Raw genomic sequence first — 12114 nt, forward strand, 5'->3', positions numbered from 1 at the left:
TCTTAAAGTAGTGGCTATATAATGTCGCCGGTTGGATCCAGCCGGGTTGTGGGTCATGCCGGGTGCAAGTACAACAGAGAAGCTGTGCTAAAGTCAGCCTCCTTTTTCAAAACGCCGCGTGATATGACCGACTCCAGTCCGAGCGCAAGCCCTTCGAGCTTGAAAATATACTTCCGCCTGCTCAGTTACGTCAGGCCCTACGCGGGCTTGTTCGCGCTGAGTATCGTCGGATTTCTGATTTTCGCGTCGACCCAGCCAATGCTGGGTTACATCCTCAAGTACTTTGTCGACGGCCTTTCCAATCCGGAAGCTGTGCTGTTCCCCAGCGTGCCGTTCCTGCGTGACCTGCAGTTGCTGCAAGCCGTGCCGCTGCTGATCATCCTGATCGCGGCCTGGCAGGGCCTGGGTTCGTTCCTGGGCAACTACCTGCTGGCCAAGGTGTCACTGGGCCTGGTCCATGACCTGCGCGTGCAGTTGTTCAATAACCTGCTGACCCTGCCCAACCGCTATTTCGACAATCACAATTCCGGGCACCTGATTTCGCGCATCACCTTCAACGTGACCATGGTCACGGGGGCGGCGACCGATGCGATCAAAGTGGTGATACGCGAAGGCATGACGGTGATCTTCCTGTTTGCCTCGCTGCTGTTCATGAACTGGCGCCTGACGCTGGTGATGATCGCGATCCTGCCGCTGATCGCGGTGATGGTCAGCACGGCCAGCAAGAAATTCCGCAAGCAGAGCAAGAAGATCCAGGTCGCCATGGGCGACGTCACCCACGTGGCCTCGGAAACCATCCAGGGCTACCGCGTGGTGCGCAGCTTCGGCGGCGAAGTCTACGAGGAAAAGCGCTTCCTCAAGGCCAGCCAGAGCAACACCAACAAACAGTTGAGCATGACCCGCACCGGGGCGATCTACACCCCGGCCCTGCAACTGGTGATCTACACCGCCATGGCGGTGCTGATGTTCCTGGTTCTTTATCTTCGCGGTGACGCGTCGGCCGGTGACATGGTGGCCTACATCACCTTGGCCGGTTTGCTGCCCAAGCCGATCCGCCAGCTTTCGGAAGTCAGCTCGACCATCCAGAAGGGCGTGGCCGGCGCCGAAAGCATTTTCGAGCAGTTGGACGAAGAAGTTGAAGTCGACCGCGGCACCATCGAGCGTGACCAGGTCAATGGGCGCCTGGAAGTGCGCAACCTGAACTTCACCTACCCCGGTACCGAGCGCCATGTCCTCAAGGACATCAGCTTTACCGCCGAACCTGGGCAGATGATCGCCCTGGTCGGGCGCTCGGGCAGTGGCAAGTCGACCCTGGCCAGCCTGATCCCGCGTTTCTACCACCATGAAAGCGGGGAAATCCTGCTGGATGGCGTCGAGATCGAAGACTACAAGCTGCTCAACCTGCGCAAGCATATTGCCCAGGTGACCCAGCATGTGACGCTGTTCAGCGACACCGTGAACAACAACATCGCCTACGGCGACCTGGCCGGCGCGCCCCGGGCCGACGTTGAAGCGGCGGCGGCGGATGCCAATGCCAAGGACTTCATCGACCAGTTGCCCAAGGGCTTCGATACCCAGGTCGGCGAAAATGGCGTGCTGCTGTCCGGTGGCCAACGCCAGCGCCTGGCCATTGCCCGTGCCTTGCTGAAGAACGCGCCGCTGCTGATTCTCGACGAGGCCACCTCGGCCCTCGACACCGAGTCCGAGCGGCATATCCAGGCCGCCTTGGACAAGGTCATGCAAGGCCGCACCACTCTGGTGATCGCGCACCGCTTGTCCACCATCGAGAAGGCCGACCTGATCCTGGTGATGGACGACGGTCGCATTGTCGAACGTGGCACCCACGCCGAACTGCTCGCGCAGAATGGCTACTACGCCCGCTTGCATGCCATGGGCCTGGATGCGCCGGTTACTGCTGATATCACCTGATCCTGTGGGAGCCGGCTTGCCTCGACAAGCCGGCGCCCACATTGCAACCCTCCCGCAAACCTCCCGCAACCCTGTGCTAATATCGCGCCCCTGTTCATTTTGTATGTGGGTTGCTCCATGAAGTTGTCCATGCCGCGATTCGATCAAGCCCCTGTCTTGGTGGTCGGCGATGTCATGCTCGACCGTTACTGGCATGGCGGTACCTCACGGATTTCCCCTGAGGCGCCGGTACCGGTAGTCAAGGTCGAGCAAATCGAAGACCGTCCAGGCGGCGCTGCCAACGTTGCCCTTAATATTGCCGCCCTCGGCGCCCCAGCTTCCCTGGTGGGCGTGACCGGCGACGACGAAGCTGCCGACAGCCTGGCCAACAGCCTGCGTGGCGCCGGTGTGCGCGCGGTGTTCCAACGCATCGCCCATCAGCCGACGATCGTCAAGTTGCGGGTGATGAGTCGTCACCAGCAATTGCTGCGTATCGATTTTGAAGAACCCTTCGCCACCGACGCCCAGGCCCTCAGCAGCCAGGTCGACGCGTTGCTCGAAGGCATCAAGGTGCTGGTGTTGTCCGACTACGGCAAAGGCGCCTTGAGGAACCACCAGGTACTGATCCAGGCCGCCAAGGCCCGCAACATTCCGGTATTGGCCGATCCCAAGGGCAAGGACTTCTCGATCTATCGGGGCGCCAGCCTGATCACCCCGAACCTCAGCGAGTTCGAAGCCATCGTTGGCGGTTGCGCCGACGAACATGAGCTGGTGAGCAAGGGCGCAACGCTGATGGCCGAGCTTGATTTGGGCGCCTTGCTGGTGACCCGTGGCGAGCACGGCATGACCTTGCTGCGCCCCGACCACCCGGCGATGCACCTGCCGGCACGGGCCCGTGAAGTGTTCGACGTCACCGGCGCCGGTGACACCGTGATTTCCACCCTGGCCGCGTCCATTGCGGCCGGCGAGGAACTGCCCCACGCGGTAGCCCTGGCCAACCTGGCGGCGGGCATCGTGGTCGGCAAGCTGGGGACTGCGGCCATCAGCGCGCCTGAATTGCGCCGGGCGATCCAGCGTTCCGAAGGTTCGGAGCGTGGCGTGCTGACGATCGAGCAATTGCTGCTGGCGATCGACGATGCGCGAGCCCACAACGAAAGCATTGTGTTCACCAACGGTTGCTTCGACATCTTGCACGCCGGCCACGTGACCTACCTGGAGCAGGCGCGCGCCCAAGGCGATCGCCTGATCGTCGCGGTCAACGACGACGCTTCGGTCAGCCGTCTCAAAGGCCCTGGTCGTCCGATCAACAGTGTTGACCGGCGCATGGCGGTGCTCGCTGGCCTGGGCGCGGTAGATTGGGTCATCAGCTTCCCGGAAGCCACGCCGGAGAACCTGCTGGCCCAGGTCAAGCCGGACGTGTTGGTCAAGGGCGGTGATTATTCCGTCGACCAGGTCGTGGGAGCCGATATCGTCAGTGCCTACGGCGGCAAGGTCAAAGTGCTGGGTTTGGTCGAGAACAGCTCGACCACGGCCATCGTCGAGAAGATCCGCAACAATGAGTAACGCTGATAAGCGGGTCCTGATTACCGGGGGGGCGGGCTTTATCGGCTCGCACCTGGTCGATGCCTTGCTCGCCAAGGGTTATGCCGTGCGGGTGCTGGATGACCTGTCCACCGGCAAGCGCAGCAACCTGGCGCTGGACAATCCTCGCGTCGAACTGGTTGAGGGCGATGTCGCTGACGCAGCGCTGGTGGCGCGTGCGGCGGTCGGCGTCTGTGCAGTGGTCCACCTGGCTGCCGTGGCCTCGGTCCAGGCGTCGGTGGATGATCCGGTCAGTACGCACCAGAGTAATTTCGTCGGCACCTTGAATGTGTGCGAAGCCATGCGCAAGGCCGGAGTGAAGCGTGTTGTGTTTGCCTCCAGTGCTGCGGTGTATGGCAACAACGGCGAGGGCGCTTCGATTGACGAAGAGACCACCAAGGCACCGCTGACACCCTATGCCTCGGACAAGTTGGCCGGTGAGCACTATTTCGACTTCTACCGCCGCCAGCATGGCCTGGAGCCGGTGATCTTCCGTTTCTTCAATATCTTCGGGCCACGCCAGGATCCGTCCTCGCCGTATTCCGGGGTGATCAGTATCTTCAGTGAGCGTGTGCAACAGGGCGTGCCGATTGCCGTGTTCGGCGACGGTGAGCAAACCCGCGACTTCATGTACGTGGAAGACCTGGTGGACGTGCTGGTGCAGGCTATCGAGGTCGAGGATGCACCGCTGGGGGCGATCAACGTGGGCTGGAACCGCACCACCACGCTCAAGCAGGTGTTGCAGGCGCTGGAAGAGGTGGTTGGCGCGCTGCCGGTTATCACTTACGGGCCGGCGCGCTCGGGGGATATCCGGCATTCGCGGGCGAATAACCAGAGGTTGTTGGCCAACTTCAAACTGCCAGAGCCCACCCCATTGAAGGTAGGACTCGAGCGGCTGCTTAACGGCTGATCTGATCGAATGTGGGGGCTCGAGGGCTCCCATATTCGTCCTGCTCCATGAAGCGTTCTGCGTTCCTTGGGCGCTAACGACTGGCCTTTTTCTTCGGCACGATCTTGCGCAGCATCTGCCGCGCCTTGCCGGTCAGGGCTTTCAATTTCGATTCTTTTTCAGGTTGTGACAGGCCTTGCTGCCTGAGCCAATCCTTCCAGCGAATGCGCTCGTCACGCACCACCCAGCCCTCCTGCTGAGCGAAGCTTTCGGCCAGGTACAAACCCCGAGTGCTCGCCGGGTACAGTTGGTCTTTCTTGACCGTGTACAGCTCGGGCAGCGGCTGGCCGTCCTTAAGCGGCATGAGGTACAGGTCCGGACGCTGGCGATCCAGGCGTGCGACCAGTTGGTCGCCTTCCAATCGTTCATCCACATGGAACAGGCTCAGGGACTTGGCTTCCTTCGGCACTTCCAGGCGCAAGTCATAGATCAGTTGCAGCGACGCCGTGGGCAGGTGCACGTAGGCTCGTGGGCGTTCGATCAATTGGGTTGTCGCACAGCGCACCGGGCGTGCCGCGCCGGACAGTGGGCTGAGGCGAAACGGCAGGGCTTCGCGGTAGTGCAGGGCTGAGGAGTAGGGGGCCGGTAGCCAGGTATCGTTGAAACGTCCGCTCAGCCAGCCTTCGGGGGTTTCCAGCAGGCATTCTTCGGCAATTTCCTGGATGGCGGTGTGCAGCGGCAGGTTCAGTTCATGGGCGGGGACGTAGCCGGAGATCAGCTTGAGCACCACATCGCCCCGATCCTGGCGGCGCTGGCGCACCAGTACCCAGTAATCCTTGTTTTGCCAATGCAGGGTCAGGCGCACTGATACCCCGAGGTTCGCCAGTTCCAGGACAAAACGCTCGGGGTCTGCCACCTCGACCGGCTTGCGTCGTTGCAGGGTCTGGGCGAAGTTGAGCGGCATGCCGACGCTCTGGTAACTCAAACCTTCGGGGGTCGCTTCGACGTGCAGCGGCAGTGTCTTGAAGTTGCTGGGGTTTTTTCTTATGAGGGTTCGCGGCATGTCGGCTCCTTCCTGCGACGGGGTCGGCCGCGTCGGCGGCATCAGAGTTGACGAATGACCTGGGCAGCGGTCGCCACGTTATGAGCCAGGTGCAGCGGATTAATGGTCCCGACAATAGCACTGGCGACGCCCGTTTGCGCAAACAACAACATGAAACTGGCGCGAACTGGATCCATTCCAGGCTCCAGGCACACGTGGCCGCTGGCCAAGGCTTTTTTCACCAGGATGCCTTTGCCATGGACCGCTGCATAATCAATGACGGCTTTCTCGGCCTGTTCGTTCAGATTGTAGGTGACCATCGCACAATCACCCTGTTCCAGGGCCTTCACACCGCCCTCGACAGTTTTGCCGGAGAAGCCGAAACCACGGATCTTGCCTTCGCGTTTCAGCTCGGCCAGGGTCTGGTAGACCTCGCAGTCGTTGAGGATATGCAGGTCATTGCCGTCGGAATGCACCAGCACCAGGTCGATGAAGTCCGTTTCCAGTCGTTTCAGGCTGCGCTCGACCGACATTCGGGTATGGGCCGCGCTGAAATCGTGCCGGGACACGCCTTCCTCGAACTCTTCGCCGACCTTGCTGACAATCACCCAGTCCTGGCGCTGGCCGCGTAACAGCGGGCCCAGGCGTTCTTCACTGCGGCCGTAGGCGGGGGCGGTGTCGATCAGGTTGATGCCCAGTTGGCGGGCTTGGCGTAGCAGCATCCGCGCTTCGTCATCATCGGGAATCTTGAAGCCGCTGGGGTATTTCACCCCTTGGTCGCGGCCCAGCTTGACGGTGCCCAGGCCCAGCGGCGACACCAGCAGGCCGGTGCTGCCCAGGGGGCGATGCAGGTCGTGCAGGGTGGGCAAGGTCATGGCAGCAGTTGCTCCCAGGCGGGTTGGCCGATGGCGGGCTTGGGCAGGTCGGGCAGCGGGGTGGCCGGGCCTGGGTGGATACCGTCGCGCTCCAGGGCGTGGATCACTCGATCGGCGAAGTCCGGCGCCAGGGCCAGTTTGGTCGGCCAGCCCACCAGCAGGTGGCCTTCTTCGGCGAGGAAGGCGTTGTCGGGGCGGCTCAGGCCCGATTGCAGCGGCTCGGCGCGGTCGACGCGCAGGGTGGCCCACTGGGTCTGGCTCATGTCGATCCACGGCAGCAAATGCGCCAGCTCTTTCTGGGCCGTGGCGATTTGCTCTTCAGGCGTGCGCGCCACGCCATCGGCCTCGGCAATTTCGCCGCCCAGGTACCAGACCCAATTGCCATCGGCGGCCGGGTGGGTGGTGACGGTAACGCGCGGCTTGGTACCGCCGCCCAGGCAGTGGGCGTACAGCGGCTTCAACCCTGGGCCTTTGGCGATGATCATGTGCAACGGGCGTGTCTGCATGGCCGGCTGGCTCAGGCCCAGGGCCGCCAGCAACTCTGCTGTGCCGCCGCCGGCACTCAATACGATGCGCTGGGCGCGGATCTCGCGGCCATCGACTTTCAAGCCGATCAATGTGTCGCCTTCGCGCAGCGGTTCGATGTGTTGCCCGGCGAGCAAGCCATCACCGGCCAGTTGCGCCAGGCGTTCGATCAGGCTGGGAACATCGATGACCAATTCCGCCAGGCGATAGACCTTGCCCTTGAAACGGCGGTCTTGCAGGGCCAGCGGCAGATCGTCGCCCTTGACCTGGTCGACACGGCCGCGCACGGCCTTGCTGGCGAAAAAGCTGGTGAGGTTGCCGGCGAGTGTGCCAGGGGACCAGAGGTAATGCGCTTCAGACAGCAGGCGCACGCCGGACAAGTCCAGCTCGCCGTTGCCCGCGAGCGCTTCGCGCCAGCGGCGCGGCATATCGGAAATCGCCTCGGAGGCGCCGGTGAGGGCGCCGTGCAGGGCGTACTTGGCGCCGCCGTGAATGATCCCCTGAGACTTCACGCTCTGCCCGCCACCGAGGGTGGCGCTTTCCACCACCACCGTGGAAAAACCCTGGCGGCGCAGGCGCGCATTGAGCCAGAGGCCGGCAACCCCGGCGCCGACAATCAGAACGTCGGTGGAAATAACGGATGGCATGGGCAACCTCAGTGTTCAAATCAAGTTGCCAAGTATACAGACTCAACGGATCGATCTTTGCCCGGGATCAATATTGGCAGGGGATCTCAGTGGCCGGCGGTTTTCGAGAACAGCTGAATCACCACTACGCCCAACACGATCAAGCCCATCCCGAGCATTGCCGGCAGATCGAGCTTCTGGCCATAGATGAACAGCGCGGCAATGCTGACCATCACAATGCCCATCCCGGCCCAAACCGCGTAGGCCACACCCACGGGGACGGTACGCACCACCAGGGTCAGCATCCAGAAGGCCACGCCGTAGCCCACGATCACCAGCAACAGCGGGATAGGGGTGCTCCAGCCCTTGATGGCTTTCATGGACACGGTGGCGATCACTTCCGAGCAGATGGCAATGGCCAGGTAGTAGTAGGCAGGGTTCATGGGTAGATCCTCGGTGTAGAGCGCACTTGATGATGTCGGTATTTTAGGGCTTCGCTAGATGGGGTAAAGTCATTACCTATCTGGAATGAAGATAGGTTGAGCCATGGGCGTGCAGTGGAATCTGGAGCAGATGCGCTTGTTTGTCAGGGTGGCCGAGCAGCGCTCGTTTTCGGCGGTGGCGCGGGAGCAGCGCAAGGCGCAGTCGGCGGTCAGCAATGGGATCGCCCTGCTGGAGGCGGACTTGGGCGTGAGCCTGTTCGAGCGCAGCAGTGGCCGCCAGCCGCGCCTGACCGAAGCCGGTACGGTGTTGCTCGAAGAAGCGAAGGAGGTCTTGCGCCAGTGCGAACGCCTCAATGGTCGCGCGATGTCGTTGATGCGTGGCGAGGAAGCTTGTCTGCGCCTGGCCCAGGATGAGGCGATGCTCTATCAGCCGGTTCTGGATAGTCTCGATGCCTTGGCCGGACGCTTTCCCAACCTGGAGGTGCAATTGTCCAGCGCGGCCCAGGGGGATGTCGCCCGCAAGCTGGTGGAGCGCAAGGCCGACCTGGGCATGCTGTTTTATCACGACCAGATCCCGGAAGCGTTGGAGCGGCGGGTGGTGGGCAGTGTGGAGATGGTCACGGTGTGCGGTCGCAACCATCCCCTGGCGGCGCAGGCAACCGTGGACTGCCAGCGCCTGGCGCAATTTCGCCAGTTGCTGATGTCGACCCAGACCAGCGTCTATCCCGGCAGCGAGGCCGCCAGCCCGCAGGTGTGGCGTGCCGACAGCTTCTACGTGCTGGCCGAGTGGCTGACCCGTGGGCTGGGCTGGGCGTGGTTGCCCCGGCATGTGGTGCAGTACCCGTCGTACCAGAACCTGATGGTCGAACTGGACAGCGAATGGACGCCACCGGCGTTGGTGGTCGAGCTGGTGTGGCGCCGCGATGAACCCCTCGGCCCCGCCGCGCGCTTTCTCGCCGAACGTTTTGCCGAGTGCTTGCAGGCGATCGACTGAAAAAGCCGATAAACTCCGCCGCCATGAATAGAACTCTCTACAGCTGTTTGTTTTACCTGGCGCTGCCGTTGGTGGCCTTACGTCTGTGGTTGCGTGCGCGCAAGGCGCCGGCCTATGCCCAGCGCGTGGCCGAGCGGTTTTCCTACGGCTTGCCGGTGATGCAACCCGGCGGGATCTGGGTGCATGCCGTGTCGGTGGGGGAAAGCATCGCCGCCGCGCCGATGATTCGCGGGCTGTTGGCGCGTTATCCACAACTGCCCATCACCGTCACCTGCATGACGCCCACCGGGTCCGAGCGCATCCAGGCGTTGTTCGCCAACGAACCGCGCATCCAGCATTGCTACCTGCCTTACGATTTGCCCTGTGCGGCCAAGCGTTTTCTTGATCGCGTGCAGCCGAAGCTGGCCGTCATCATGGAAACCGAGCTGTGGCCCAACCATATCCATGCCTGCGCCCAACGCGGTATTCCGGTGGCGCTGGCCAATGCGCGGTTATCGGCCCGTTCGGCCAAGGGGTATGCGCGTTTCGCCAAGCTGACGGCACCGATGCTGGCGCAGATGAGCCTGTTCGCCGTGCAGACGCACACCGAGGCCCAGCGGTTTCTCAGCCTGGGTGCGCGCCCCGAAACCGTAACGGTGACTGGCTCGATCAAGTTCGACCTGACCGTCGACCCCCAATTGCCGGTGCGTGCCGCTGCCCTGCGCGAGCAGTGGGGCGCCACTGAGCGCCCGGTGTGGATCGCCGCCAGTACCCACGAAGGCGAAGATGAAGTGGTGCTCGCCGCCCATCGCCAACTGCTCGAAAGCTACCCCAACGCGTTGCTGATTCTGGTGCCGCGTCACCAGGAACGCTTCGGCCCGATGTTCGAGCTGTGTGGGCAACAGGGGTTTGCCACGGTGCGGCGCTCCAGCGGTGAGCCGGTCACCGCGCAGACCTCGGTGCTGCTCGGTGACACCATGGGCGAATTGCTGTTTCTGTATGCCTTGGCCGACAGCGCTTTCGTCGGTGGCAGCCTGGTGGCGACCGGTGGGCATAATCCGCTGGAACCGGCGGCGCTGGCCAAGCCGGTGATCATGGGCCCCCACGTGTTCAACTTCCTCGAAATTACCGCGATGATGCGCGAAGCGGGTGCGTTGCGGGAGGTGGATGACGCCGAAGGGTTGGCCGAGGCCGTGCGGCAACTGTTCGAGCTGCCGCAGGACGCCCAGCGGATGGCGCAGGCGGGGCTTAAGGTGATGCAGGCCAACCAGGGCGCTTTGAAGCGATTGTTGGATGGCCTTGATCGCCTGATAACTCACTGACGCACTGGCGAGCGAGCCAAATGTGGGAGGGGGCTTGCCCCCGATGACGGAGTGTCAGTCAACATGAGTTCACCTGGTACACCGCTATCGGGGGCAAGCCCCCTCCCACAGGGTTTTTACGGTGTGTTCAATTGCCTGGGCGGGCTTTCAACTGCTCGGCAGCCGCCTTGGCCAGGTCCGGCGGCAGGAAGTCCTTGTCCGGGTTGTAGTCGGCCTTGAGGTAGCGCGCCAGGTCCTGCAGGTCCCCTGGGTTCAGCGTGCCCGCTGCCTGTTTCAGGCGCAGGTTGTCGAGGATGTAGTCATAGCGGCTGTTGTTGTAGTTGCGCACCGACGCGTAGAGCTGGCGCTGGGCGTCGAGCACGTCGACGATATTGCGCGTACCCACCTGGTAACCGATTTCCGTGGCTTCCACCGCGCTCTGGTTGGAGATGATCGACTGCCGGCGTGCCTGGACCTGTTCCACATCGGTGTTCACTGCGCGGTGCAGGTTGCGCGTATTTTCCACCACCTGGCGGCGCAGGCCTTCGCGTTGCTGCTCGGTCTGGCCGAGGCGCGAATAGGATTCGCGCACTTGCGAGCTGGTCAAGCCGCCGCTGTAGAGCGGTATGTTCAGGCGCAGGCCAATGGTACGTTGCGAGACATCGCCACCATAAGGCGTGCCGAAGGCATTCGGGTTACTGAAGCCCAGCGCGTCGTTATCGCCCTTTTCATACTGCGCCACGGCGTCCAGGGTGGGGGCGTGCCCGGCCTTGCGCTGCTTGAGCGTTTCCTCGGCGGCGGTCACCGCATAGTTGCTGGCAAGCAGGTTGAGGTTCTGGCGGCCGGCGGTCTCGACCCAGGCCTTGGCGTCGTTCGGCAGCGGCGGCAACACCGGCAGCGTATGCACAATGCCCTGGATCGAATTGTATTGACGGTTGGTCAGGGTGATCAGCGCTTCGAAGGCGTCATCTACCTGGCGTTGCGCCACGATCCGGTTGGCTCGCGCGGTGTCGTAGCTGGCCTGGGATTGCAGCACATCGGTTTTGTCCGACAGGCCCACGTCGAAGCGCTCGTTGGACTGGTCCAGTTGGCGCTTGAACGCATTTTCTTCGGCCTTGGTCGAGGCCAGGTTGTCCTGGGCACGCAGCACGGCGAAGTAGTTCTCGGCGCTTTGCAGAATCAGGTTCTGTTCGGTGGCCGAGAGTTGCAGCGCGGCCTGTTCGTTGACGGCTTCGGCGGCTTGCAACTGGAACCAGCGGTCGGCACGGAACAAGGGCTGGCTCAAGGTCGCGCGCCAGGAGTGGGCATCGCGGTTGGCGGTGGCGGCCGGGGTGTCGATCTGGGTGCGCACATTATTGATATCGGCACCGGCCGACAAATTCGGTAGCAGGCCGGCGCGGGCCTGGGGCACCACTTCTTTCTGTGCGCCATATTGGGCGCGGGCAGCGGCGAGGTCGGCGTTGTTGTCTACCGCCTCCTGATAGACGCTGACCAGGTCGGTTCTGGCGGACAAGGGCGCTTCAGCTGCCCAGACCATTCCATTGGTCGCACAAGACACGGCAAGAGCCAGTGAGAGTTTGCGCAGCATGAGGCGATCCCTAGTGTGAATATTACGGCGATAATTTAGCGCCCAAGGCTAAAGCTGGCCATTCCTGGCGTCAAGCGTTGAGGCAGCATCCGAGTGTAGTGGCGCAACCACGGCACAACAATCCCGCAAATGCGCCATTCATCACGCTGAATGCACGGCTATTGGCAATTTGCCCCCACCCTGGTCTAGACTGGCCACGTTCTTGTCGGGGTGCCTTGTTAGAAGGCTGAGATCGGTAAATACCGGATCCCGTTGAACCTGATCAGGTTAGCGCCTGCGTAGGGAACAAGATTTCTCGTCACCCGGCGAGTCCTCTTGTGCTTCGTCCGGGATGTTGTTCGACAATCGAACAGCCTTCGTGCA

10 protein-coding genes and 1 riboswitch are annotated in these 12114 nt (G+C 62.5%); of the genes, 5 read left to right on the plus strand and 5 right to left on the minus strand.

Annotated features, from left to right (window positions below):
- The first annotated feature begins 123 nt into the window (after positions 1–123).
- From msbA to ACODSV_RS09650, 3 genes are all read left to right on the plus strand, one after another.
- Positions 124–1929, plus strand: a complete 1806-nt coding sequence (msbA, locus tag ACODSV_RS09640) for a lipid A export permease/ATP-binding protein MsbA (protein ID WP_150095438.1) — start codon at positions 124–126, stop codon at positions 1927–1929.
- A gap of 117 nt (positions 1930–2046) precedes the next feature.
- Entirely contained in the window at positions 2047–3471 is a 1425-nt protein-coding gene (gene hldE / locus ACODSV_RS09645) for a bifunctional D-glycero-beta-D-manno-heptose-7-phosphate kinase/D-glycero-beta-D-manno-heptose 1-phosphate adenylyltransferase HldE (protein ID WP_024073046.1), read from the plus strand.
- The gene (locus ACODSV_RS09650; protein WP_069075137.1) at positions 3464–4399 is read left to right on the plus strand and encodes an NAD-dependent epimerase/dehydratase family protein; all 936 of its coding nucleotides are present in this window, start codon (positions 3464–3466) and stop codon (positions 4397–4399) included. The genes hldE and ACODSV_RS09650 overlap by 8 nt, the downstream gene beginning before the upstream one ends.
- Positions 4400–4472: 73 nt before the next feature.
- Here the strand turns inward: ACODSV_RS09650 and ACODSV_RS09655 are convergent, their stop codons facing one another.
- From ACODSV_RS09655 to ACODSV_RS09670, 4 genes are all read right to left on the minus strand, one after another.
- On the minus strand, positions 4473–5441 hold the full coding sequence (locus ACODSV_RS09655; RefSeq protein WP_024073048.1) for a hypothetical protein: 969 nt from the start codon (positions 5439–5441) through the stop codon (positions 4473–4475).
- A gap of 41 nt (positions 5442–5482) precedes the next feature.
- Entirely contained in the window at positions 5483–6295 is an 813-nt protein-coding gene (locus ACODSV_RS09660; protein ID WP_150053974.1) for an aldo/keto reductase, read from the minus strand.
- Positions 6292–7467 carry an NAD(P)/FAD-dependent oxidoreductase gene (locus tag ACODSV_RS09665; RefSeq protein WP_024073050.1) on the minus strand — a complete coding sequence of 392 codons (1176 nt, stop codon included), beginning with the start codon at positions 7465–7467 and terminating at the stop codon, positions 6292–6294. Before ACODSV_RS09665 ends, ACODSV_RS09660 begins: the two co-directional genes overlap by 4 nt.
- 86 nt (positions 7468–7553) lie before the next feature.
- Entirely contained in the window at positions 7554–7889 is a 336-nt protein-coding gene (locus ACODSV_RS09670; RefSeq protein ID WP_024073051.1) for a DMT family transporter, read from the minus strand.
- A gap of 103 nt (positions 7890–7992) precedes the next feature.
- Between ACODSV_RS09670 and ACODSV_RS09675 the strand changes: the two genes are divergently transcribed.
- Positions 7993–8883: a LysR family transcriptional regulator gene (locus tag ACODSV_RS09675; RefSeq protein ID WP_024073052.1), complete on the plus strand. Its 891-nt coding sequence runs from the start codon at positions 7993–7995 to the stop codon at positions 8881–8883.
- Positions 8884–8906: 23 nt separating this feature from the next.
- Positions 8907–10184: a lipid IV(A) 3-deoxy-D-manno-octulosonic acid transferase gene (gene waaA, locus ACODSV_RS09680; protein ID WP_024073053.1), complete on the plus strand. Its 1278-nt coding sequence runs from the start codon at positions 8907–8909 to the stop codon at positions 10182–10184.
- A gap of 127 nt (positions 10185–10311) precedes the next feature.
- Here the strand turns inward: waaA and ACODSV_RS09685 are convergent, their stop codons facing one another.
- The gene (locus ACODSV_RS09685) at positions 10312–11751 is read right to left on the minus strand and encodes a TolC family outer membrane protein (RefSeq protein ID WP_024073054.1); all 1440 of its coding nucleotides are present in this window, start codon (positions 11749–11751) and stop codon (positions 10312–10314) included.
- Between the two features lie 196 nt (positions 11752–11947).
- A riboswitch (TPP riboswitch) is annotated at positions 11948–12053 on the plus strand.
- The last annotated feature ends 61 nt before the right edge of the window (positions 12054–12114 follow it).

The sequence above is a fragment of the Pseudomonas sp. FG86 genome (assembly GCF_057808775.1).